Here is a 24,511-nt window from a genome sequence, read left to right as displayed (position 1 = left end):
CAGTCCCCCTGTGCCGGGCGCCCCTTCACGTCCTGCGTTCCGGCGGTCCCAGCGCATGAGGGGCCGTCGTCGTCACACGTCGGGGGCGATGGTGTCCAGCGCGGGTTCCACACGCGTGATGGGCAGGTAGAGCCCGCGCAGCCGGAGCAGGGGCATCGGGCTGCGGGTCAGATTCGACACGATGGTCAGGTCCAGCGCCAGGTCTCCCCCGCCGAGCGGGGTCTTGGTCTCGAACCACCTTCTGACGGCGCGGGCCCAGCTCCCGCACAGTGCCTTCAGCTCCGCCGGCTCCGGCCCCAGGGTCACCAGGAGCGGCGGCTGTACGAGGATCGGCAGCGGCACGGCGGGGAGCTTGGCGTTGAGCAGATAGCGGTAGGTCACCTCGGCCCGGACCGTCACCTCATCGGCCTTGGGCTCGCCGTCCCGCAGCAGCAGCGTCTCGAAGAGGGTCAGCAGATGCTCGTCGAGCGCCTTCCGCTCCGCGCTGCCGAGTTCGGCGATGTTCACCGGTGTGCTCACATCGACGTGCGGATGCAGCGGGTTGGGGAAGGACACCTGAGCCGTGGTGAAGACGAAGGGTTCGGCCAGCGGGCGGCCCGGCACCAGAGATCTGTTGCGTTCCAGGTGGGCGGCGGCGTGGGCGTCCTGGAACGCCAGAATGTCCAGCCCGGGCAGCACGACGGTGCGCTCGGGGACGGCCTGGCCCCGGCTCGCGGACAGATACACCTTCGGATCGGTCTTCTTGCGGTACGCGAAGCGGTGGGTGCCGGGTTCCGCGCCGGTCGAGGGCAGCGGGACGGGCTCGTACGCGTCCGGTTCGACGAGTACGCGCGGCGCGCCGAGCCCGGTCGGCGGCTCGCCCTCGACCGCGACCTCGACCACGAGGACGTCCCGGGTCCCGTCCACGGTCCCGACCGACTCGCTGAGGACGAAGCGGTAGGCGGGGTTTCCCTCCCCCGCGGCCGTGGCGGGCGGCGGGCAGACGGTCAGCGGCCCGCCGCCACTGCCACTGCCACTGCCGCTGCCGCTGCCGCTGCCGCCGTCGGCGGTGACCGCGGTGACCATGCTCACCAGCGCGTTCACCGCGACCGCCGCCTTGCGGAACTTCACCGCCTCCTTCACCGGGTCACTGGTGGCGTCGATCGCCGCGAGATAGGTGTCGAGGTCGGCCCGCACCTTGGGGAACGCCGTGGTGAACTGCGCCAGTTGCGCGAAGGCGTCCTCCAGCGGGCCCGCACCGCCGCGCATCTGGTCGCGGACGTTGAACCGCACGTCCAGCCGCACCTGGTCCTGCGGGTAGTGGAAGGGGAGCGTGTAGGTGAAGCCGTAGTCCCAGCGGGTGAGGTCGCCCAGCCGGTCGCCGCCGGCGGACGTCCGGCCGGTCTGCGTGGTGAGGACCGGGCTGTCGGGGAACGCGCGCAGCGGCAGCGGAACCTCGAAGCGGTTGGGGGCGAGGTCGGCCAGACCGTCGGGTTTGACGAAGGCCAACCAGCTCGACGGCCGGTAGTCGGTGGTGCCGAGCGGCTCGCCGATCTGGTGCTCGATCGCGGTGGGGGTGTACCTCAGGTTCAGAGCGGCGTGCTTGATGACGCCGCCTTCCGGGTCGTGGACGACCTCCGGTCCGCTGAGGACGAAGGTCAGCGGACGCGTGCCGCTCTTGAGCACGAGTTTGGGCGACGAGGGGGTGAGGGCGGCTTCCGGCTTGGCGGTGTCCCGCTCGGCGGCGTCCCGCCTGTCGCCGTCCGGCGCCGGGCTCCCCTGGCGTGCCCCGTCGACACGGAGCACCATGCCGCCGTACAGGCGCGGCGGTTCCTCGGCGAGCGGTTCGGGGATGTCGGCGGTCACGTCGGCCTGGAACTCCACCGCCGCGCGGGTGGCGTAGGCGTTCGACAGCCGGCCCAGGAGCTGCTGGAGGAACGTCTCGCGCGCCGTGCCGGGGTCCGCGCCCTGCTGGTCTGCGAAGACCGGCACCAGCCAGGTCGTGGCGGCCTCGGCCAGCCGCCTCTTGCACATCAGCAGCTCGTCGAGCCAGTCGCGCTCGCCGTCGCCGAACGGCTGCCGCGACAGGATCTGGAGGGCGGCCGTGTAGCGGGGGCCGAGCACGGCGTCGACCGCCGTGAACAGCCCCCGGCACCATACGTCCATGTCCACGCCCTTGAAGTCGCGCTGGGCGGGGTTGACGAGGCCCTCCCCCGTCTTGAACTCGCGGATCTCCACCCGCGAGCGGGACTGGAGCTGGTTGGCGGCCGGGCGCGGCACGAACACCGCGGGCTTCGCCCTGCTCGCCTCGGTGAGTCCGTAGGAGATCGGCACACCGGGCTCGCGGCCGACGCGTACGGCCCACAGCGCCGATGCCGCTCCCGGCCCGGTGTCGTCGCGGTCGGCGCCGGTGGCGACCTTCAGCAGTTGTCCCGCCCCGGACAGGGCCGTCTCGAAGGAGCCGGCGAAGGCGGTGAGGCCCAGGGCGGCGCCCGTGCCGGTGGCCTTCTCGTGGCGGGGCGGCACCGCCGTCGTGGCCCGGCGGACGCCGGGGGCGGTGGCGAGGTCGCCCAGGATGACGCCGCCGGTGCGGGCCACGGTGAAGGACAGCGACAGCTCGAAGACCTGGGCGGGGTTGACGGAGGCGGGGTCGAGCGGGATGGCGATGGTGTGCTCGCCCGTGGGTTCCGGTTTCGCGGTGCCGAAGGCGGCGCGGTCGGTGAGGAAGTCCCTGACGGCCCCGAGCCAGCTGACGAGCTTGGTGACCTGCGCCGGGGTGAGGGCCAGTGGCTTCGGCCGTCCCTCGCCGCCGACGACCAGGGTGGTCTCGACGGTGAGGGCGGTTCCTCTGGTGTCGGTGAGCTGGTCCAGGAGCCTGGTGTAGACCCGCAGATCGCGGACGGCGTTCAGCTGCGCCGTGGAGGAGTGGTGCAGGCCTTGGGGGTCGGAGCTCGCCGTGCCGCCGAGGTCCCGGTGGCGTGCGGTGTCCTTCGGCTTGATGTCGCGGGCGGTGAGCGTCAGGATTCCGCCGGGCATGCCGCTCACGGTGAGCGAGACCGTGCGCCCGTCGGCGTGGAGTTCGGCGCGGGTGACGGTCGCGTCGGGGCTGATCGTGTAGTGGGCCACGTCCGCGGCCGAGGCGGGGTCCAGGGGTTCGGTGAACTCGGCCCGCACGGTGGAGGCGTCGACGGCGCGCGCGGAGAGCAGTCCCGCGTAGCGGGTGGCGTCGAAGACCTGGCGGAGCTCGACCGCTGGTGAGCCGCTCCGGCCGGTGACGCGCCAGTCGGCGCTGACCGCCGGCCACTGGCCGAGCCCGGTGAGCGCGTCGGCGTACCCCGCGAGCACCGGCGGCCGGCCCAGCGGCGCGGTGTCCTGGGCGCTGGGTGCGGACAACGTCGTCACCAGGCGGTTGCCGAACTGGTCCAGCCAGTCGAAGGACGTCCGGAGCACCTCGCCCACCCCCGCGTACGGCCCCGAGGGCTGCTTCGCGAAGCCCGTGTAGGGCACGGTCATCGCGTACGTCCACGTCTCGTCGGCGGTCGGTGCGGGGAGGGTGCGCAGCTTGTTCCCGTCGTGCGGTGCGGTGGGCGCCACGGTGGGGCCGGCCGGCACCCCGAGCGGGCTGGCCTTGAAGGCCGGGTTGTCCTCGACGCGGTAGCCGAGCAGGGTGAAGTCGCGCAGCAGATACGACCGGGCGAAGCCGGCTGCCTCCGGGTCGTCGGGGACGACGTCCGGTACGGGCCGCTCGGCCCGGAACGGCAGGACCCCCTGCGGCACGCTCGGCGTGCGGTCCATGGGGCCACCGGTGACCTGGATCCGCTGCCCGTCCGCGAAGAGGCCCGCCACGTCCGCGTTGTCGGCGCCCAGGGCGGCGAGGTCCTCGCCGCAGAAGGCGCCGGCCTCGGCGAGCGTGCCGGTCCTGCCGGCGGTGCCCGCGGGGAGGGTCAGCGGGGGCAGGCGCAGGGTGTCGGGGTAGGCGAGGTGGGCGTCCGGCTGGAGGTCGCGCAGCGGGTTGGCCTTCCGCAGCGCGTCCAGGGTGGTCGAGAAGCGGGTGGCGACGTCCGCGACCTTGATGCGGGAGACCGGTGCCTGGTACAGGCCCTGGTTGACGCGGAGGTGGGCCTTGCCGCTGAGTTTGAGTGCGGCGTTGCGCACGGCCAGGTCGCCGACGTCGGAGAACGAGGGCTCGGCGACGCCGGCGAGGGAGACGTCGGGGCCGGTTTCGACCGTCACGTCGGTCGGCGGGTCGGCCTCGGTGTACAGCGTGGCGTGCGTGCTCTCGAGGCGTTCGCCCGTCACGAGCGCGTTCATGTGGTCCGCGAGGCGGTTCCGGGCGGCGGGCGTGTCGGGCTTGGCGTGCAGGACGAGGAGGGTGAGCCGGGCCTGCCCGCGGTCGTTGAAGACCCGGTCGGGCAGGCCCGTGCCCTCGGCCGTGTCGAAGTAGTAGAGGAAGAAGCCCCCGTTGCGGGTGATGCTGGCCTCCCACAGCAGCCGGGCCAGCTCCGCGGGCCGGTTGAGGAGTCCGTGAGTGGTTGCGGACGGCTCCGCCGCGGGGGCCGCGGCCAGGAGGGAGCCGGGCCGGGTGGTGGTGGACAGGTCGACCTGCGCGATGCCGGTGGTCACCCGCGCCGGGTCGCCGGTCTGCAGCCCGTCCGCGGCGCCGCCGGTGGCGCTCGGCGGGAAGCCGATGTACAGCCCGGCGTAGGCGGAGTCGTCGTCGCCGACCTGGTCGACCAGGCGCTCCAGCAGCAGCAGGTCCTCGCCTTCGGCGCCGGTGATCTGGTACGTGGCCGAGGACGCGCGGCCAACGGTGTCGGGCGGGACGCGGGTGACGCCGAAGTGGATCACGGACGCCCAGGCGTACTCCGTCACCGGGGCGCCGGTGGTCGCGCCGGTCGCCTCGTCGTAGCGGGCCACGCCGATCCGCATCCGGGGCCCGTCGGGGTGGCGGGCCGGATCGGGCAGGGCGCGCAGGGCGTCGGGCAGCCGCCACACGCGCAGGGCGCCAGGGTCGGCGGCCGCGCCGGACCCGTACGGCAGGGGCACCGGCGCCACCGCCTGCCACACGCTCTGCGTGGTCAGCGGGTGCCGCTGGGGGGTGCTGCGGTGCGTGGGTGCCGGGCCGAGCCGCAGCTTCGGTACGTCGAGGCGGTTCTGCCGGGCCCAGGCGGTGAGCTTGGCCACCGCCTGACCGCGCCTGCCCCGGGCCAGGGGGAGGTCCAGCCGCTCCTTGGGGTTCCCGTCGGCGTCGGCCAGGCGCAGCCAGGACATGCCCGGGGAGGTGCCGACCGTGAGGACTGCCTTCTCCGGCTTGCCCTGCGGTACGGCCAGCTGCTGGCCCGTGAGCGCGTGCAGGCCGGCCTCGGGCGGCAGCTTCAGGGCTCCGTCGACCCCGGTCACCCACATGCCGCGGGCCTTGGGGGTGATGCCGGTGGTGTTCAGGCGCAGCCCGTGCAACTGGTAGCGGGAGGCCATCCCGGACAGGTGCTGGAGCGCGTGGGCGCGTTGCGCCTCGTCGATGAGGGTGCCCAGCCGCAGCCGGGACAGGTGCGGCAGGGTGAGCGACGGGGTGCTGTCGGCGGCGAAGGTGACGGCGCCGTTGGCCGGCTGGTGGCCGAGCACGGCGAGGGTCGTGCCGAACCGTGCGGCGATGCCCTGCAGCGTGTCGCCCTGTGCCGGGGTGACGGTGAGCGTCGGCAGGACGAGCACGCCGAGCGGGGCGAGCAGACCCTCGGCTTTCAGCAGCGGGTGCTTGCCCACCGTGCCGTGGGCCAGCAGGTCGGCGAGCGGGACGCCGAGGGCGTTCGCCGCGTCGCCCAGGCACTCCCCCGGCAGCAGGGTGTGGTCGGCCTTGCCGGGGTAAGAGACCGTGGCCCCCGCGCGCAGCACGGCGCGCCCGGCGTTGGCCTTGGCCAACACGTCCGCGGCCAGGCCGAGTTCCTTGGCGAGCGAGCTCAGGGTGTCCTTGGCGCGCGTCTGCCGGGTCACGGCGGGTGCCAGCAGGGTGGCCCGGTCCGCGAGCAGTCCGGTCTGTTCGAGCAGTGCCGCTTCCGCCAGAAGCTGCCCCAGCCGCAGGCCGAAGTGGCCCGCCACCGTGAGCAGGGTGTCGCCGGATCGGACGGTGTACTCGCGCTCGCCGACCATGACCTTCGCGCCGTCGCGCAGGCAGGCCGCGGCGCCGTTGGCGGTCGCCAGGTCGGCGGCGGTGGCCTTGGCGCCGACGGTCCTGGGCAGCGCTTCGGCGAGCGTGTCGAAGGTGTCGTCGCCCCCCGCGGTGCAGGTCGCGCCGATCGTGACGCCGGTGCCGCTCGCGGTGGACAGGCGGTGCCTGGCGTTGGCCGCCAGCACGTCGTACAGGTGCAGTTCCGGGCCGCCCTGTCCGGCGATCCATGTGATGGCCTGCTGCGCGGTGGCCCCGTCGGACAGCGGATAGGTGAAGGAGCGCAGCCCGCTGCGGGCGGCCTGGACCATCTGACGGGCCAGCAGCAGGAAGAAGTCGGCGAAGACCCACGAGGCCACCGAGAGCGGCGCGGCCTCCTCGGCCGTCGGCACGACAGCGGTCGGCTGCTCGGCCTGGGTCCGCACGAGCAGCTTGTTGAAGTCCTCGCGGAGGGCTTTGAGGGCCTCCCTGCCGATCGCGTTGTACGTGCCGAGGGTGTAGGAGCCGCCGGAGGGCGGGGTGAGCGTCAGTCCCGGCGGCATCGGGAACACCGCCGCGGGTTTGGACTCGGTCTTCCCGGCGGCCTTGGCGTCCTCGGGCGCGGCGCGCACGGTGAGGACGAACTGCTCGGCGAGGAACGTCTCGACGGCGTCCGGGGGGATCGGGGTAGGCCTGTGGTCCTTGCTGACCAGCACCACGTCCAGCAGGTAGGCGAGCTGCGCCTCGGTGACCTGCCGGGCGCACACCTCGTCGTACGACTGCTTGCCGGCATCGTCGGCGCCGACCGCCGCGACGGCCCAGGCGAGCACGCGCTTGCACAGCAGCTCGAAGGAGCTGTCCTTCCCCGTCCTTTCGGGGTTCTCCTGGCCGGCAGGTGCCACCGAGTCCAGGGACAGCATGGCGGCGCAGACGGCCTGCTGCCGGGCCGGCTCGCCCGGCGCGTACTCGTCGGCGGCCATCGTCAGGGGGGTGAGCAGATGGCCGGAGAGCGGGTGGGCCTTCTTGTACGCGTCGTCGGCGGGCTTCAGCCGCGTCCAGTCCGCTCGGGGCTCGGTGGTCCCGGCGATCGCCGCGGTCCCGATGGTTCCCGGGGCGGCCGCGACTGCGGCGGGCGACGTGGCGTTCACCGCGTACGCGACCAGCAGCGCGGGCCCCGGTGCCACGGCGGCCAGCGGGCGCATGTCGCTCAGCCGCCGGTCGCTCGCGCCCGCCAGGACGCCGCCGGTCTCGTGCCCGTCGGGCAGCCAGGGGGGCGTGCCGTGGTTGGGGAGGGTGAAGGTCTCTTTCAGATGGAGGGAGAAGCTGAAGTGGAGTGTGATCGAGGCGAGCCACAGGTCGATCTTCACGCTCGCGGAGACCTCCACGGAGACCACGACGCTGATGGCGAGGCTGACGTATGACTCGTAGGTCATCTGCACGTACAGCTTGATGTCCACGTCGACCTGCGCCTTGATGATCGCGAAGTCGACGCTTCCGTAGAGTTTCCCGGCGATGCCGATGCTGCCCTGGAGCCAGTAGTAGTTGGTGCTCTGGAGCTGGGCGCGGTCGTCGGGGCCGGACGACGGGGGGAGCGCCCGGTACGGGTTCCAGGTCGCGACCACCCCTTCGAGCACGCCGAACATGGTCAGGCTGAAGCCCGCCTTGAGTACGCCGTACTCGACCGACTTGCCGAATCCGACGCGCAGTCCGAGGCCGAAGACGATGATGGGGTTGAAGGTGCCCAGGGCCGGTGCCGAGGGCACCTTGGGGGTTGCGGCCGCGGGCAGTTTGCCGAAGTAGAAGCCGCCGGAGCCGAGCATGGGGATGCCCGGGGGGACGATCCCCTCGATGCTGAACGACCGTGTCCAGTCGCCGTTCTTCGGGAAGCCCACGTCGATGAGGAAGTCGCCGTTGGTGTAGACGGCCACCGCGAAGATCGGCAGGGTCAGCGTGTACGCCCCGATGCTGAGGTGCCGCATGGTGTCGGGCAGCGCGATCTGCGCCTGGTAGACGCCGAGGTCCTTGCTGAGCTGGCGGTACATCACCTGGAAGTCCAGCCCCTTGAAGACCTTGGCCGCGTCGCCGTCGAGGGCGACGCGCAGGCCGTAGAGGCTGGGGTCGTTGAAGACGGCCTGGAGGGTCACCAGGTAGCCGGGCTTCTCCTCCGAGGCGGCGGCGCCGTCCTGCTTGCCACCCTTGTCGAGCCGCAGCACCCCGAAGTCCGCCCCCACGAGCCAGTCGCTGGCGGCGTCGAACCGGACGTCGGGGATCTCGCCCGGCTTGGTCTCGTTCAGCTTGTACATCGCCGTGATCGCCGCCTGGACGGTCTCGGCCTCCTTCAGGCCGTCGACGGTGACGTGCTGGCCGAGCGCGAGGAGGCGCAGGTCCAGGTACTTCCCGCCCTGCCCGGGAGGCGTCGGCGCGTCGCCGGGCCGGCTCGCGTCCCAGGGGCCGAGGGTGCCGGTGTCGCCCTTGGCGGTGTCGCCGACGTTCCACGGGAACGAGCCGGTGATGGACACCTTGACGCCTGGCGAGGCGGCGTCCTTGGCGTAGTCGACGCTGATGCCGTCGATACGGGCGAACCCCAGGTCGATCGGGTCGATGGCGACCCGGAAGCCCACCCCTGCCCGCTGGGGTGAGGCGGAGTTGAACGTGTAGCGCAGCGTGAGGCCGTTCAGCTTGACGTTGTCCAGGATGTTCCAGGGCGCTTCGAGGCCGAATCGGGAGCCGGTGAGCCAGGAGACCATCTCCTCGATCACCCAGCCGACGGTGACGGTCTCGGTGAAGGCCAGCTCCGCGGTCCAGTCGCCCTTCTCCCCCTTCGTCAGCGTCCCCCCAAGTCCGCGCCAGGCGAGGTAGGGCTGCCCCTTCTGGAGCTCGTATCCCAGCTTGACGTCGATGCCCTGCCACGCGATGTCGGCCTCAAGGCGACCGGACTTGGTCTTCTTCTCCCCGTCGTAGGCCAGTTGGACGGATGCGCTGACGGCCGCGCCGAGGAAGGGCGGGCGCCATGGCTTGGCCGTCCGGCCGCCGACTTCCCACGATCCGGTCGGCGACACCAGGCGCGCGGTCAGCCCCTGGATCTGGAAGTCGTACTCGCTGCCCACCGTCCAGCCCAGGTACTGCTTGGCGAGTGCCGCGAGGCTCAGGGCCTTGCCGGTCTGCCGTGCCTCGAACGTCCAGCGGCGGGTGTCCCTCGCATAGCTGCTGGTGACGTCGAGTTCGAGCTGGGCCGGGCCCGGCAGCAGGGTCAACCGGCCCGTCAGGCGGCCGTCGGCGCCGCCCTGTACGGAGTCGATGAACAGGGAGAGGTCCGTGATGGTGAACAGCTCCCCCACCGGGAGCGAGCCCTTCAGCGCGGCCGAGACCGTGGTCGCCCGGCCGGGGTGGTCGTGCCGGAAGGAGAACGTCGAGATCTCCGGCGCCTTGACGCCCTCCAGGGTGACGCCGGGCAGGAATGCCGCGAGGAGGTCGGCGGTCTTGATCGCGCCGGACACCAGCTGCCCGGAGAAGACCATCTCCGGTGTGGTCGCGGCGACCGCGACGACCGCCTTCCCGATCGTGAACGTCCCCTGGAACCGGGTGGCCACACGGCGGTCGGTGAGGCTGCCGGGTGCGGTGACGGAGGTCTCGACCTCGATCTCCTTCAGGGTGATGTTCCCGAGCAACTGCACGGCCTTGGTGGTCGTCATGGTGAAGGTGAGGCTCTCGGCCGTCTTCCGCTTCGGGTCGTAGGCGATGCTCAGCGTCTTGAGTCCCAGGTCGCCCAGCTTCGAGAAGGGGGCGGGGAGCCGGGCGAGATCGATGCCGCCGGCCAGGTTGAAGAACCGGGCGGCGGTGGCCTGCCGGGGGTCGAGGGAGGCGGTCAGCAGCCATTGGTCGGCGGGCGAGGGCAGGAGCAGTTCCAGCTCCGCCTGCGGCCCGTCGTCGATCCTCACCTTGGTGCGCAGCGCGCCGTGGGAGAGTTTCAGCCGCTCCGCGATGGTCATGGTCAGTTCGAGACCGCTGAGCTGGACCCACTCCAGTCCGGGGAGTCCACCGGCGCCCGCCCAGGCCACGGTGATCCGGGCTTCGACGGTGTCGCCGGGCGCGGTGAAGACCAGCGTGAGAGTGGGGTGCAGCGGGAAGTCGGTGGCGGCCCCCGATACCGTGATCTTGGTCAGGGAGCCGTTCTGGCGCTCCGGCACGATCGCGACCGCCTGGAGGGTCAGCGGCCCGGGGCCGGTCAGCTTGCCGAAGAAGGCCCGCCATCTGCCGGGGAACGAGTCCGCGAGCACCAGGGTGTGGTTCTTGAGGGCGCTGGTCAGGTCTTGGTGGAGGGTTTCGAGCGGTGTCGAGGTGACGGCTGAACGGAAGCGGATGTGATCGGCCTTCTCGGAGTACCGCTGTGCCAGGAAGGCGAGGGCGAGGTTGATCTTGTCGTTGGCGGGAGACCGGTAGAAGTCGGCGACGCCACGGAAGTAGTCGTGGTAGGGCCCGCTGCCGTTCTCCCGGCGGTAGGCGATGATCGGCCTGGCCAGGATCTCCGGCGGCAGGGCGCGCGCGGACCAGTGCACCATTTCGACGCCGACCTGATTCGCCGCGGTCTGCAGATCCGCGAGGGGACGCCGGCGTGGGTCGGCTGCCAGGTCCGTGGTGGGATACAGCACCTCGACCCCTGCCAAAGCGCCCCGCCCTCGGGCGCGGTAGTACATCGTGCCGAGGTTGAGCGCGAAGCACGTGGTGTTGGCACCTTCGAACACCGACGGGTAGGTGCCGCACCTCATCAGATAGTGGAAGAGCTCTTCCGGCACCGGCCCGATCTGCGCCCACAACACCTTCTGTTTCGCGGGGACATCGCCGTCGGTCGTCAGCCATGTCAGGTCACGTGTGATGGCGGCCTTTTCACCGATGTCCCAGAACTTCACCCTGTGGGACGCGTCGGCCTTCTTGGTCAGATACTCCTTCCGCAGCTCGAGCACGGCCTTGGGAGTGAGGTTCGGGCAATTTCGCTCGCGTTCGAGGATCCCGCCTGCCAGCAGCTTGCGCACCGGATCGAAGGGATGATCCGGCTTCTCGTACCCTTCCGATTCGTCCCACGAGAAGTCGCCGAAATTGACGATGACGACGGGCTTGGCGCCCGCGTAGGCACTGCCGTCCGGCGCCCGCTGTGCCGCCAGCGCGCCGGCTGCCAGCGTCACCACCTGCTCGTACGGCTTCGTCCCGATGCCGTTGGTCGCGGACTTCCCCTGCCGGTTCTTCACGGTGCAGATGCCATACGCGGTCAGCAGGTCGCACGGGCCGGTCCCGTCCGATCCACGGACGAGTTTCACCACCTCCTGCAAGGCCGCGGCCTGCCGTCGCAACGACTCATCCGCGCTCCCGGTGTACTTGCCCCAGTCGAATCCGGTGAGGACGGGCACCGGAAAGCGCATGGCCCGCTGGTGGAACGTCGCGCCGCCCAGCTCCCGCTGCCCGGTCAGATCGAGGCATTCCGCTCCGAGCCACAGCTGGTTGAGCCCGTGCCACTGAAAGGGCTGGATCTGGAGGTAGTAGCCGACGTTCAGCTTGCCGGGGTCCATGTCCCTGTCGCAGGCGGCGCACAGCGCGAACTTCGCGGGTTCGGCCGGTGGATTCTTGCCGTCCCACTTGATGAGCTCCACCCGCCCCCCTTTGTATGACCCTTCGTTCTGCCCGTCCGGCCATCGGAGCAGCCTGCGCAGTTTCGCTCCCGTGCCGGCTGCCGCCGCCTCGCCTTCGTCGTAGAAGACCTTGGCCACGCCGCCGTATCCCAGGCCGGGAATCTCACCGCCGGCGGGCGAGAAGAGCCTTTCGAGAAGGTGTACGGCCGCGGACTGGTGCCCCTGTCCCTTGGCGCTGTCCACGAACACCCGGATTTCCTTCTCCGCGGCGAGGACGGTGCGCAGCTTCTCCAGGTTCTTCTCGACGTCCTCGCTTCGGTACGCGGCCGCGCCGGTGGCGAACGAGGCCAGCCAGGTCAGGAAGTTCCAGAGCATCATCGGCTCCCTTCGGCCTCCGCGGTCGGCTTCTTGGACTCCTTGGCGTACTGCGCGTACCAGCCGAGACCGGATGGTTTGCCGCCGGCCTGGGGATTGCCGAACAGATAGAACGACGTCGATCCCGAGGGCGGGATCTTCAGCAGGCCCAGGAATTTCAGGGCAATCTGGGTGAGCATCAGCAGGAAGCTCTTCTTGTCGCGGGCCAGGGTCAGCCGCAGCTGGCCGATGGAGAGCTTCAGGACGTTCTCCAGGCTCAGCAGTTCGGTGCCGCCGCCGGTGCCGGGCAGCTCCAGGCCGACGAACAGCTCGGGTGACGCGGCGGTGCTGGACGGCGCCCAGGCCAGCAGCAGCGTGGCGGCGAGGCCCACCTCGCCGGCCAGCCTGCCGGGACTGCCCAGGTCGACGCCCAGGCGCAGCCCGTACCACGGCTGCTTGTCCAGCCCGCGGGTCGACACGTCCGTCACCACCGGGAGAAAGCCCGTGGCGGCGGGAGAGCGCTTGCCGTCGCCGTGCTCCAGGCCCTTCAGGCTGAGCGCGAACTGCTGCGTGAGGCTGTCCTTGCGCAGGGTGCTGCGGGCGGGGTCGAAGCGGATGCCGCCGGTTTCGAGGGAGAACGCCGGGCTGCCGCCGCTCTTCGCGGACATCACCAGGTCGAGGCCGGAGAAGCTCAGGCCCTGCCGGGTCGCCGCGCCGTCGCCGTCCGCCGGGCCGCCGTACGAGAACAGATCCACCGGCATGGCCCGGCCGTCCCGCGTCGCCCGCGGTACACCGAAGTCCAGGAACCCGGTGAAGCCGAAGGCGGACACGGGCTCCTGGCCCGTGGCGCGGGTCGCCATCCGGACGCCGGTCACCTCGATCCGCCGCAGGATGTCGTTGGCGAACCGGAAGATGGTGTCGGCCTCGGTGGTGAGCGAGTAGTCGGGTTTGCCACCGGTGGCCTGGAAGGCGCCGCTCAGCACCAGCGTGTTGTACGGGTTGCCGCCGCTTCCGGTCATCTCCTTGACAGGCATGCCGAACAGCTGGTTGACGGTGAGCTGCACGGTGCTGCTGAACCGCTGGACGCCGGTCCGGGCGAAGAGCGCCTTCAACGTCAGCACCCGGAAGGCATAGTCGACGCCGGGCGCGGGCGGGATCGGCGGGCTGCCGGTCAACTCGGGGTCGGCGTAGTGGATCAGCCCGAAGATCGAGCTCCTGTTGTCGATCACCGGGCCCGTCTCGGTGAGCTTCAGATGGCTCATCTCGACGCCGATGTGGTGGGCGCGGAACAGGTCGGGACGGGTGACTCCGGCCCGGATGCCGGCGAGTTCGGCGGGAAGCTTGGCGATCTCGGCGCGGAGCACGAGGATCCCGGTCCAGTTCTCGTCGCGGGCGAGGGCGTTGAAGGCGCGGAAGTAGTCGGCGTCGTCACCGGTGTGCCGCGCCGCGTCCTCGATATAGCTCCGCAGCCAGGCCGACAACGCGGCCAACTGCCGTCCGTCGGGACGTCCGTCGATCGCGGGCCAGGCGAAGTCCTCTGCTTGCGTCCACGCCTCCGGCGTGGTCACCAGGTCCACGAGCTTCCCTTTGCGCGCCTTGACGATGAAGACGTTGGAGTAGTCGCCCGGCGCGTTGGCCCCGACCTTCGCCTCCAGGACCCAGCTCTCGACGTTGATCTTGTTGTGGAAGGCCGGTGCCTCGCCGCCGCCGTCGCCGGCCGTCGCGGGCCCCAGGTGGTCGGCGTTGGCCGCGACGAGGAAGAGCCCGTTGGTCTGGAACGCCTGGCGCAGCTTGTCGCCGGGCGCCCGGAAGCCCAGCGAGAGTTTCCCGGCGGGCCCTTCGGACAGCGTGTTCTGGCCCAGGGCGATGCCGGCCCAGCCGCCGTCCGGCTTCAGCGTCACGACCACGCCAGCCGGTGTGGTCGCCGTCCGGGGCCGCTCGTCCGCGGCCACGGCCGCCTCTTTGGCCGCGACGGCCTTGGAGGGCGCGGTGCCGCGCGTGCCGGTGGCGATGGCCGCGCGGCGCCGGGGTGCGAGGACGGTGTGCTCTACCTCCACCAGGTGGGCCGCGGTCATGGCGCCCGCGCCGGTGCCGATGGTCACCCCGGCATAGGGCACGAGCGGGAAGGCCGCCGCTCCGTCCTCCAGCGTGATCGCGGGGTCCACGGGGCCGAGCAGACCGGGGTGGTGGGGTGCGATGACCGGGTCCTTGCCGTAGAGCGAGGCGCCGCGGGGCTGCGCGACGTAGCTCATGGCGCCCGCTGCCGACGCGGCGCCCGGCGCCGACACGGCCGACACCCACGAGGTGAGGTACCGGGAGTCCAGCAGCCTGGTGGGGTCGACCGGCGGGCCGACCGGCGAGGCGGACTTCAGCGGGAACACGGGGACGTACGCGGGCATCCCGGCGACGAATCGCAGCCGGTCGCCTTCGTACCCCGTGCCTCTCGGCCGGAAGCCGATGTGCTCCGTGCCGTCGAGCGCGCACAGCAGCTCGCGTTCTCCCGCCCCGTTCGCTCCGTCCACGTCGAGCGTGAAGTCGCCGGCGGGCGCTGCCTGGAAGCGTCGGCCGCCACCGGCCACGATCCCGCGCGTGAACACCAGGCGGGCGGGGTGCGCGTTGGTCTCCGCCGCGCTGGTGACCGGGACCAGGGTGACCTTCTTGCCGGTGGTGGTACGGAAGTAGGAGGCCAAGCGGGTCTCGGAGGCGCCCTCGGCGAAGAAGAAGGCGGTCCGGTCCGCGGCGAAGGCGTTGAGCGAGTCGCCGGGATCGATCCGCGCCGTGAAGGGGAGGTAGTCCCCCGCCCCTTGATCGGCGGCGGCCAGGGGCAGCCATTGGACGGCCTCGGACACCGGTTCGGTGTGGCTGGGAGTGACGATCTGGAATCCCCAGGAGAAGCCATCGTGCAGATAGGTCCGTTGGAGAGCGATGGCGAAGACGAAGCAGCCGCGCAGCGGTCCGGCGAGACTCAGGACCGCCGCGGTGACGGGCAGCGCCGCCCCTGAGGGGCCGGAACTCCCGGTCAGGCTGAGCACCTTGTTCCCCGACTGGGCGGTCAGTCCGAGCCGGCCGCCGTCCAGTGCCAGCGTGACATTGTTCTCCACCGAAAGAGCGAGCACCTGGTCCAGGTTGTCCGCCTGGATGAGTGGGGCGGTGAGACCGCCGACGACTTTCGTGCCCTGCTGGTCCACGGCCATGGCGGACACGGTCTGGCCGGAGATGTCATCCGGCCGGCGCAGCCATACGAGGTGGCGTTCCCCGGGCAGCGTCGCGATGACGCTGTCGAGCTTCAGGATGAATCCGTCGAGGTCGCCGAGGTGCTTCGGGACACTGGTCGCGAACAGGAACGAGCTGTCCTGGACGGCGTACGCGTCTTTGAGCGGGATGGTGTCCGGGAGCTTTCCGGAGCTCGGTGCCGCCAGGAAACCCAGCCAGCCCGGGGCGGTGTCGTCCTGCGCCCGGAAGAGCCGCGATGTCGAGTAGCGCGTGAAGGTCGTCATGGCTCTCCCCGCGCCGGCTGCGGTGCGGTGCGCACGGCAGCCGGCACGGCATCAGCTATGCGGTGAAGGTCTCGGTGCAGGCGAGGGTGGTCTGCTTGGGGTTGCCGTCCTGGTACCCGCCCTTGAAGTAGCCGATGGTGTACTTCCGGTCTCGGATGAGGCCGTGGAAGAGCGCGCCATCACCCTCGTGGAGGTTTCCCGAGGGATATCCCGTGGCAACGGGCCGCGAGGAGTACAGGTCGGCGGGCGAGTCCGTCTCCCAGAGGCCGAACCAGTCGCGGTCGGTCACGCCCTTCGTCCCGGCGGGCATGAAGTACTTGAACGTCACGGAGTCGGTGCCCACCTCCTTGATGGAGAGGTCCGCGAAGAAGTGCTTCTGCTCTTCTCCCTGCTCGTTGAACAGCAGCAGCGAGCAGATGTTCTTGACCTCGGGGCCGACCCCGTAGCCCATCAGATAGGGCTTCCTCTCGAGACTGACCGGCTGGAACACGTCACTGCCCTTGGGCTCATCCTTCTTCACCGGCATGCTGAACAACGGCGCAGTCGAAGGAATACGCAGATCCGAGGTCTGCCACAGGAACACGGTGTTGGCGTTGCTCTTCGGCCTGTTCCCGTCGATCGTGTCGAACTTGAAGGGAATCTGAGTGCCTGTGGCCTTACCCTGAAGCTGGAATTTTGTGGTGCAGGGGGCGTAAGCGAGCCTCGCCATGGTCTGGGGCTCTACGACAGCTGTCACGATACTCTCCTCGAGTGGGTCAACCGGCGCGGAAGCAGGACACACGCGCGCCATGACCGTCACGAACACGGCACACGACGCGGACCCCGCCTGGCGCGAATGCGAGAGGGAAGAGAAGCAGGGCAGGGTCGTCCGAAGCCGGTCAATATGTGTCGGTTCCATACATGACCAGCGGGGCGGACGGGATAACGACCCGAGCGAGTGACAGAGGCATATCCGCCCCCGCACGCCTCGGCCGCCACTGGTGACCCCTTGAGGGCGGTTTGCGCCGCCCTGGTGGCGACCAGGGAACTTTCCCCCGCGATCGGCGCGTTGGGCGCCGTGCCCGCGGCGCTGGTCCGCGCGGCGCGGGCCATGTCTGCTGCGGGCTCGCCGCCGCCGGGGATCCGGCCGGTCAGCAACCGGGGGCGAGGGTGACGGTCACCTGGTCCAGCAGCGTGCTGCGGGCGGGAATCGTGATGGCCACACCGGGCCGCCACTTCTCGGCTTCCTTGGCGCCGCCGGGATCGAGCCAGTACACCGAGAGCTCCGTGGGCCCGTAGTCGTGGCAGGTCCGGAAGACGAAGAGGTTCTTCTGCCAGGTCGTGGCGGTGAAGCGGTCGGCGGACTTGCGCTCCACCGCGTACTGGCCGTACAGCGGTTCGTCCGCGAGCGGCATACCCGCACCGTTGGTGAGGATCCTGGAGACGATCCAGATCCGCCCCTGGGAACCGTCCCCGGCGGGGTACCGGGGCACCGCGAGGGTGACGGTCGGGTACGGGGCGGTGGCGGAACCCCCGTCGCACGGCGCGACGAACGCGGCACGGAAGCCGTGCGCCGTCTTGGTGGACCGGCAGGGCTGGTCCACCGCCTGCGCGGACGGAGGCTGCGGGGGGCTGACCGTCGGCGAGGTGGGCGGCGTCGCCGGAGTCATCGCCGGTGTCGTGGCGGGCGTCGCGTGCCCGGGTTCGGCACCAGACCGCCGCGAGGGGCTGACCGTCGGCGAGGTGGGCGGCGTCACCGGAGTCATCGCCCGCCCGGTGGCGGGCGACGCCGGCCCGGGTTCGGCGCCGCCGCCACCCCCGCCGGTCAGCCAGGGAGTGAAGGCCGTGACGAGGGCGGCGACAGCGGTGGCGATGGCGACGCCGCTGCCGATCGCGACCGTCCAGGTGACCCGCCGGGATCTCTCCCCGCCCGGCTCTCCGCCCGGCTCCCCGTCCGGCTCCTCGTCCGCGGGGGCGGCGGACGCGGCGTCCTCACCTCCCTCGTCGGAGGGGTCCGGTGTACCGGAGGGTGTGCTCATGCGGGTCTCCTTCGCGCCGGGACGAAGCCCGGCTGATCCGCGGTCCCTGCCACGGGCGCGCGTGTCCGCAGCGGTCCTGCCCGGGCGCCGACGAACACGTTGGATCTCCTGGCGCGCGCCCGCGATCCCCCGAACCGAACTCGCCCCGAAACAACGGCAATTGGCTCACTTCAGCTTATCCGATGACGCACCGGCAGGAGAGCTGACAGACAGCACTACTGCCAGGTAACGGGGCGATGCTGTACATACGGTCGCCGCCGCCCCGGAGCATCCGCCCCCGCGTCCGCCGGCATCGACGGGTGTTGCGGCGCAACAGCCCGGCAACGATCGCGGTCGCATCGCCCTGAGCAGCGGAAGGACACGGTGGCGACGAAGTGCCCCGTTGCCTTTCCCCCGGAGCGCGGCGCGCAACGGTCTGGCGACCCTCCATCCTGTAACCCTCCCTCTCGCAATCCGCTGGAAGGGTGACGACTCCCGCCGCTTTCGTGACGGGTTGGACGGACGGAGAGCCTGGTGGACCGGCCACTGCTGTCACTGAGAACGACCCTGGTGCTCCTGCTCGGCTCCCTCGCCGGCGCGGCAGCGGGAGTCCTGACCGCGCTGGCGGGAGAGGGCGCCCCGCGCAGCGTGCTCGCGAGTCTGGCCGCCGCGGGGCTGGCGGTGTCCTTCTTCAACCGGCTGATCGCCACCGAGCCGGTGGGGCACCAGCCCCGTGCGCGCGCGGGTGCCGGTATCGGGGAGGACGACGGGAATGGGTGAGCTGCGGCCGCTGGGAGACGACCTCACGGATGAGTCCCGGGCGCTCGCTCAGGCGCTGCGGGAGCTCTTCGAAGGGCTGGAGGTATCCGTACGGCGGTACGCGGCCCGACGCACGCGCGATCCGGGGACGTTCTCGCGCTACCTGAACGGCACGCGCTTACCCCCGTGGCAGGTGATCACGGACCTGTTCACGGACCTCGCCGAGCACCGCGGAACCGCGGTCACCACTGAGGCCATCGAGTTCGTCCGCGGGTTGTACCGATCGGCGGTCGACGCCGGGTCCTCGCCGAAGCACGCCGTCGAGATCCTGGAGCGGCAGCTCGCCGACGCCGACCGGGTCTCGCGGCGCTCCAGCGTGCGCGGTGACGTCCTGGGCGACGCCCTGCTGGACCGCACACACCGCATCGCCGACCTGGAGGTGCGGCTGACCCAGCTGGAGGCCGACTGGAGCGCCGAGCGCGAGCGCGCGGACCTGCTCGCGGCGGCCCACACCGATGCCTCCGAGCTGCTCCAGGAGCGCGACACCCTGCGGCAGGAAGTCACTCGGCTGGGGGCCGAACTCCGCGCGGCGCGAGAACAGCGCGACGCCGCGGAAGCCCGATGCGACCTGCTCGAACGCCAGCTGGACGCCGTCGAGCAGCCGAGGGTCCTTCCTCCGGCCGCGGCCTCGGCGGCCCAGGGGATGCCCAGGATCCTGGTCGTCGACGACCAGCCCGACAACCTGCTCGCGATGACGGCGGTGCTGGCGACCCTGGACCAGGAGCTCGTCACCGTCTCCTCCGGCCGGGAGGCCCTCAAGGCGCTGCTCGACCACGACGACTTCGCGGTCATCATCATGGACGTGCAGATGCCGGAGATGGACGGCTACGAGACCGCCGCGCACATCAAGCGCCGGCCCCGGACCCGCGACGTGCCCATCATCTTCCTGACCGCGATGGGCGTCGATCCAGAGCACTCCGCCCGCGGGTACGCGGCCGGCGCGGTCGACTACATCAGCAAGCCCTTCGACCCCTGGGCCCTGCGCGCCAAGGTGGCCGTCTTCACCGCCATCCATCTCGAGCGCCGCGCCGAACGATGAGTCAGCGGCGGAGCCGTGCGGCCAGTCGGCGGGTGTCGCGGGCGGCCTGGCGGGCGCGTCCGGTGGTGAGGACCGACCGCAGCGAGGCCAGGGCTCGCAGCGGCGTGTCAAGCAGGCGGGGGTCGGCGTACGGGGTCCAGCCCGTGGCGCGCGGGTGGTAGCGCGGGGGGCCGAGGCAGATCCGCTTGGTGACGACCCAGCGGGTTTCCGGCCCGGTGTTCGGGCGGGTGGCGTGGAGGTGGTCTCCGGCGAAGAGCAGCAGGTCGCCGGGGTCGAGTTCCACCTCCACCGGGTCGCCGACGTGCTGGCCGGGCAGCAGCCGCACCCCGTCGTGCCGCAGCGGCCGCCGGAACGCGTCCGGCCAGACGATCAGGCCGTTGTCCCGCCGTACGCGGCTGACGGCCATCCACAGGTTGACCGAGTTGACGGCCGTGTTGAACCAGGAGTCCGTGTGCGCGCCGGTCGGGAGCAGGAATCCGGTGTAGTCCCTCAGCTCCTCCTCCCGGCCGTCGACGGCGGTTCGCGGCGGCATGATCCGCACACCGAGGTGTTCGCTCACATAGAGCCGGCGCCCCTGCGGGGGCAGGGCGCGGGCGAAGCGCAGCAGCAGCTGTCGGGCGGGCCGGCGCAGCCGACGGTCCAGCTCGTCGCGGACGGCGCGGATCTCCTCGACTCCGGCGACGGTGTGGAGCCGTTCCAGGCCCCGCTCCGCCAGCCGCTCGGCGGCGTCGGGGGCGGTGGCTGACGCGACGGCGGCCAGTGCCGTCCGGCGCAGCCGTTCGGCTCCGGCGAGCAGGTCCGATCCACCGCGGACCACGACCAGCCGGCCTCGCAGCACCTGGCTGAGGCTGACGTCCGGAAGACTCGACTCCCGTAAGAGCGCCGGTGGCATGGTTCCTCCCTTCGTCAGGTGGGGGGTTCGGCGGGCGGTTTGGCCGCGCGCAGTGAGAAGGACAACGGCATCTGCGGCAGGCCGTCCGGCAGCCGCCACCAGCCGTCCTCGTCCTGTGTCATGAAGGGCACCATCGGCCAGGCCACGAACGGCCACTCGTGCAGGAACTCGACCCGCATCCCGGCGGCCGCCAGGGCGCTGACGATCTCGCCGAGCGAGTGTCCCCATGCGTACTCCATGCCGGGCACCTGCCGGCCGGGCACGGCGATCGGGCTGCGGTACTCGAATGCCAGTGGCTCCGGTTCGCCGAAGTACGAGTAACGGAGCCTCAGTTCGGGTTCCGCGACCTGGTTGTCGAGCATCCAGGCCGCCGGGTGGGACTCGAAGACGTAGACGAAGCCGCCCGGCGCGGTGAAGTGCGCGACGACCTCGGCCCAGCGGCGCAGGTCGGGCAGCCAGCCGAGGACCCCGTGCGAGGTGTAGACGATGTCGAAGACCCCGTCGAGGTGGTCGGGGAGGGTGAGGACGTCGGCCTCCACGAAGACGGCGGAGGGGTCGATGTCGGCAGCGAGGGAGCGGGCGGTGGCCACGCCTTCGGCCGAGAAGTCGACGCCGGTCACACGCGCGCCGAGCCGCGCCCAGGAGAGGGTGTCCACCCCGACATGGCACTGGAGGTGCAGCAGCGACCGGCCGCGTACGTCACCGACCTCGGTGCGTTCCAGCGCGCGCATCCGGGAGCCGCCGGAGCGGAAGCCGTCCAGGTCGTACTGGGCCGAGGCGGCCTTCAACGGGGTCCAGCGCTCCCACATTTCGCGGTTGTTCCTCACATACGCCTGCGGGTCGCGCGCCCCGCGGGCGGAGGCCGGCCCGGTCATGCGGGCAGCTCGTAGACGCTGACGTGGTAGCCGCTGGTGTCGCTGAACGGGGTGCCGGACCAGCCGCCGAACCGCTCGCGCAGGCGCAGGCCCGCGGCGGCGGCCATCAGGTCCAGCTCGCCGGGGGACGCATAGCGGAAGTCCACCCGGACGTGCCGGAAGAGGCCGTCGGCGAAGACCAGGTAGTCGGAGGTGTAGCGCTGGCCCGCCGGCCGCAGCCGGCGGACCCGCAGGACCGGGTCGCCGTTGGCCGTCTCCACGGTCTGGGCGCCGGCGCCGGCATGGGCCGCGAGGGCCTCGGGCAGATGGGCGTCCAGAACGAACAGCCCGCCGGGCAGCAGGCGCCGCGCGGCCTGGGCGAAGCAGCGCAGTTGGGCCTGCTGGGTGCGCAGCTCGAAGAAGGTGCCGCCCGCGACGTAGGCGACGGCGAACTCACCCTCGTGGTCCACCTCGGCGAAGTCACCGATGCTGACGGTGAGCTTCTCACCGCCCGGCTTGGCGCGGAGCCGCTCGACCATGGTCGTGGACGCGTCGATGCCGTGCACGTCGTGTCCGCGTGCGGCCAGGGGCAGGGCCACCCGGCCGGTGCCGATGCCGAGTTCGAGCAGCGGCCCGTCCGGGGCGCTCCCGGCCAGCCGCGCCAGCAGCGCCACCGTCGCGTCCGTGGTCGCGGCGGGCGGGGCGAACCAGTCGTCGTAGCGGTCCGCGAGGTCCGTGGCGTAGCCGGGGCCTTGGGGCATGGTGCTCCTCTGGGAAGGGGTCAGCCGAACGGGTGGGGCGGGACGCCGGCGCCCGGGTGGGTCGTGGACGGCAGGGGGCGGGCGCCGGGGGCGACCAGGCGGACGACGGCCGTCGCCTCGTCGCGGAGATCGCCGGGGGTGGTGTCGACGGCGAGGACGTCCTGGGCGGTGAGTTCGGCGAGCAGCCGCACCGGGTCCGCCGGTGCGACCTGCCGCCCCCGCGGTTGCCGTGGGGGCGGTGCTTCGCCGCGCAGCCAGTACCCGAGGGCGTCCTGGCTTCCGTGGTACGTCCACAGCGCGTGGTCGACGGCGGAGACCGGCGTCCCCGTCGATGCCAGCCGCTCGCGGGCGCGGTGGGCCACCGGGGTGGTCATGCTCCAGCGCACCATCAGCGCCTCGTGGGCGGCCCGGGCGAGGAGCTCGGCGCGGTGGGCGGGCGGGCCGCAGCGGGCGCCGAAGGTCTGCTCGCGGCGGTCGGGGGTGTGCAGGCAGACGGCGACCGTGAGGACCCCGGGCGCGGGCAGGGTCAGCGCGGTGGCGCGCAGGCCGAGATGCTCGCACACGCGCCGTACCGGAGGCGGGAGTCGGTCGAGGGCGGGGTGGGCGGCGGGCGGGTGGTCGACGGGAGCGTGCCAGCTGCGGCGCAGTTGGTCGCGCTCCAGGATCTCCCAGGCCGCGTGGTCGACGGCCTTGGACCGGTCGGGGTGGGCGGCCAGCCCCGTGGAGCCGGCGCGTGCCGGTGCCACGCAGCCCTGGGGCGGGCGGTGCTGGAGGAAGGCGAGCCCGGCGGGGATCAGGACCTCGGCATCGGTGAGCAAGGAGCGTCCGGCGACCCAGAGTTGGCGTGCCGCCCGCCCCTCCGGGCCGCACCAGGGCGCGGGATCCAGCGCGGGTGCCCGGCGTCGCCGCAGTTCGTCGTGGGTGGCGACGAGTGAGGCACTGGCCTCGGCGGCGCGGGCGGCCAGGACGTTGCCCATCCGTTCCAGCAGCTCGCCCCGTGCCCGTACCGCGACCTCGCCGGCGTCCGAGCCGGCCGCGCCGCCGATCAGGACCCGGTCCCCGCCGGCGCTGCTCGTGGCGCCGAACAGCGGGCTGCGGGCGGCGACCCGGCCGAAGCGCACGGCAGGCTCGGCGGGGAACGGCTGGAAGATCTGCGGCGTCCAGGCGGACCCGGTGGCCGGCACGGGGTGGGCAGCGGGCGGCGGCATGACGGGCTCCCGGGGATAGCGGGTCATACGGTGGTCGCCCGCAGCAGCGAGTCGCACTCCTCCACGGCGGCCAGCCCGTGCTCGGTGAGCATCGAAGAGCGCTCCCGGAGGCTGGTGATCGCCTGTCGGGCGCGGTCCGACAGGCGGTCCCGGCGTGCCGCCAGCGCAGTGCCGGCCGCGGTCTCGGCCGCCAGAAACCGCCCGTACAACGCGGTGCACCTGGCCAGCACCACCGCCTGCTGGAACAGCCCCGCGAGCGGTCGTGGATCGGGCCGCAGCGGGGTCCGCACCGGATCCGCGGCGTCGGCCGCGGTGGTCAGGGGCGGGGCGCTGAGCTGGGCCGCGTTGCAGCGGGTGTGGGTGCCCTCGTGTACGAGGGCCTCGGCGAACCGCGCCGGGCCTGGCAGCCCCAGGGGGCTCGCGGTCAGGCGGGTGCGGTTGACGTGGATCGCGCCGTGCGCGGCGAAGTCGGTGAAGCCGTCGATGGCCCGGCCTTCCAGGAGCGCCACCTGGGCCACGCAGACCCGCAGTTCGGCCAGCATCTCCGGCCAGGCGGCGGCCAGCAGCGCGAGGCTCTCGTCCAGCGCGGCGCGGTCGGCGGGCCGCCAGGCGGCCACCCGCGAGCCGTCGCCGGGATCCGCACCGGCGGGCAGCATGGCGAGGGCGCGGGCCACGGACCGGGCGAGATACGGTGCCGGCTCGGCCGGCGCCAGGCTCTGCCGGGTCCTGTCGGGTCCGGCGGGGCCGGGTCCGGGGCCCTCGGGTCCGGTCCTCCGGACCGGCGCCAGGCTGTGCGGGCCCCCGTCCGGTCCGTGGCGGTCGGGTCGGGTCCGGTCCGGCGCCTTCCGCATCGCCGCGTCCCGGAGCACGCGGTGCCCGTCTTCGCCCGCCTGCGCCGCGAAGGCGGCCGCCACCACCGCCGGGTGGGCCGGCATGGGAGCGGGGAGACCGGCCGCCGCGAGCACGGCGTGCACCGTCCGCCGCACCGCCTGCTCGTCGTGCGCGGCCTCGCGCTCGTCGGGGGCTACCCGCAGCATCGTTTCGCCTCCACCGAGTTCACAGTCCACCTCCGGGTCGGGAACGGATGCGGCGGGTAGCCGACGCGACACGATCCGGGTCAGTCCTGGTCCGGGATGTCGACCATGAGCGCGTAGTCGGGGAGCTCCTCGGTGACCTGCTCGATGTCCTGGATCTCCGTGCGGTCCTCCATACGGTCCTCCAATGCCTAGTCGTCGGACTACCACCGAGCGCCGGGCGACGCCCTGATCAGAACTACCCCAGGCCCGGCCGGCGGACCATCGGCGGTCGAACGGCCGGTACGAGAACCGGACAGCGGTCGGCTCACGTGCGC

Annotated in this window: 11 protein-coding genes; 2 read left to right on the top strand and 9 right to left on the bottom strand. The window is 72.0% G+C overall.

Annotated elements, in window-relative coordinates; translation table 11 throughout:
* Nucleotides 1-72 precede the first annotated feature (72 nt).
* From ACQUSR_RS29845 to ACQUSR_RS29830, 4 genes are all read right to left on the bottom strand, one after another.
* Nucleotides 73-12,117: a LysM peptidoglycan-binding domain-containing protein gene (locus ACQUSR_RS29845; RefSeq protein ID WP_431045844.1), complete on the bottom strand. Its 12,045-nt coding sequence runs from the start codon at nucleotides 12,115-12,117 to the stop codon at nucleotides 73-75.
* Complete coding sequence (locus ACQUSR_RS29840) at nucleotides 12,114-15,590, bottom strand: hypothetical protein (protein ID WP_431045842.1); 3,477 nt, start codon at nucleotides 15,588-15,590, stop codon at nucleotides 12,114-12,116. Before ACQUSR_RS29840 ends, ACQUSR_RS29845 begins: the two co-directional genes overlap by 4 nt.
* A gap of 55 nt (nucleotides 15,591-15,645) precedes the next feature.
* Nucleotides 15,646-16,326 (bottom strand): hypothetical protein, encoded by a 681-nt coding sequence (locus ACQUSR_RS29835; RefSeq protein WP_431045840.1) that lies wholly within the window; start codon nucleotides 16,324-16,326, stop codon nucleotides 15,646-15,648.
* A gap of 394 nt (nucleotides 16,327-16,720) precedes the next feature.
* A complete protein-coding gene (locus ACQUSR_RS29830; RefSeq protein WP_431045838.1) occupies nucleotides 16,721-17,608 on the bottom strand; it encodes a hypothetical protein in 888 nt (295 codons plus the stop codon).
* Between the two features lie 513 nt (nucleotides 17,609-18,121).
* On the opposite strand from ACQUSR_RS29830, the gene ACQUSR_RS29825 reads away from it, so the two are divergent.
* Entirely contained in the window at nucleotides 18,122-18,367 is a 246-nt protein-coding gene (locus tag ACQUSR_RS29825) for a hypothetical protein (RefSeq protein ID WP_431045836.1), read from the top strand.
* Entirely contained in the window at nucleotides 18,360-19,445 is a 1,086-nt protein-coding gene (locus ACQUSR_RS29820; RefSeq protein WP_431045834.1) for a response regulator, read from the top strand. Before ACQUSR_RS29825 ends, ACQUSR_RS29820 begins: the two co-directional genes overlap by 8 nt.
* A gap of 1 nt (nucleotide 19,446) precedes the next feature.
* Here the strand turns inward: ACQUSR_RS29820 and ACQUSR_RS29815 are convergent, their stop codons facing one another.
* The 5 genes from ACQUSR_RS29815 to ACQUSR_RS29795 are packed head-to-tail and all read right to left on the bottom strand — an operon-like array spanning nucleotide 19,447 to nucleotide 24,197.
* Complete coding sequence (locus ACQUSR_RS29815) at nucleotides 19,447-20,337, bottom strand: phytanoyl-CoA dioxygenase family protein (protein ID WP_431045832.1); 891 nt, start codon at nucleotides 20,335-20,337, stop codon at nucleotides 19,447-19,449.
* 14 nt (nucleotides 20,338-20,351) lie between these two features.
* A complete protein-coding gene (locus ACQUSR_RS29810) occupies nucleotides 20,352-21,212 on the bottom strand; it encodes a class I SAM-dependent methyltransferase (protein WP_431045830.1) in 861 nt (286 codons plus the stop codon).
* Nucleotides 21,209-21,952: a class I SAM-dependent DNA methyltransferase gene (locus tag ACQUSR_RS29805; RefSeq protein ID WP_431045828.1), complete on the bottom strand. Its 744-nt coding sequence runs from the start codon at nucleotides 21,950-21,952 to the stop codon at nucleotides 21,209-21,211. The genes ACQUSR_RS29810 and ACQUSR_RS29805 overlap by 4 nt, the downstream gene beginning before the upstream one ends.
* A gap of 20 nt (nucleotides 21,953-21,972) precedes the next feature.
* The gene (locus tag ACQUSR_RS29800; protein ID WP_431045826.1) at nucleotides 21,973-23,160 is read right to left on the bottom strand and encodes a YcaO-like family protein; all 1,188 of its coding nucleotides are present in this window, start codon (nucleotides 23,158-23,160) and stop codon (nucleotides 21,973-21,975) included.
* 23 nt (nucleotides 23,161-23,183) lie between these two features.
* Nucleotides 23,184-24,197, bottom strand: coding sequence for an aKG-HExxH-type peptide beta-hydroxylase (locus ACQUSR_RS29795; RefSeq protein WP_431045824.1), 1,014 nt, complete (start codon nucleotides 24,195-24,197; stop codon nucleotides 23,184-23,186).
* Nucleotides 24,198-24,511 lie beyond the last annotated feature (314 nt).

The organism is Streptomyces sp. P1-3 (assembly GCF_050613155.1).
GTDB lineage: Bacteria > Actinomycetota > Actinomycetes > Streptomycetales > Streptomycetaceae > Streptomyces.
Note: the sequence above shows the minus strand (reverse complement) of the source record. Positions and strands in the feature narration are given on the sequence as shown.

Bases quoted from the DNA above. Each gene is read 5' to 3' on its own strand.
- ACQUSR_RS29845 (WP_431045844.1), bottom strand. From the start codon at position 12,117: ATGATGCTCTGGAACTTCCTGACCTGGCTGGCCTCGTTCGCCACCGGC.
- ACQUSR_RS29840 (WP_431045842.1), bottom strand. From the start codon at position 15,590: ATGACGACCTTCACGCGCTACTCGACATCGCGGCTCTTCCGGGCGCAG.
- ACQUSR_RS29830 (WP_431045838.1), bottom strand. From the start codon at position 17,608: ATGAGCACACCCTCCGGTACACCGGACCCCTCCGACGAGGGAGGTGAG.
- ACQUSR_RS29820 (WP_431045834.1), top strand. From the start codon at position 18,360: ATGGGTGAGCTGCGGCCGCTGGGAGACGACCTCACGGATGAGTCCCGG.
- ACQUSR_RS29815 (WP_431045832.1), bottom strand. From the start codon at position 20,337: ATGCCACCGGCGCTCTTACGGGAGTCGAGTCTTCCGGACGTCAGCCTC.
- ACQUSR_RS29810 (WP_431045830.1), bottom strand. From the start codon at position 21,212: ATGACCGGGCCGGCCTCCGCCCGCGGGGCGCGCGACCCGCAGGCGTAT.
- ACQUSR_RS29805 (WP_431045828.1), bottom strand. From the start codon at position 21,952: ATGCCCCAAGGCCCCGGCTACGCCACGGACCTCGCGGACCGCTACGAC.
- ACQUSR_RS29800 (WP_431045826.1), bottom strand. From the start codon at position 23,160: ATGCCGCCGCCCGCTGCCCACCCCGTGCCGGCCACCGGGTCCGCCTGG.
- ACQUSR_RS29795 (WP_431045824.1), bottom strand. From the start codon at position 24,197: ATGCTGCGGGTAGCCCCCGACGAGCGCGAGGCCGCGCACGACGAGCAG.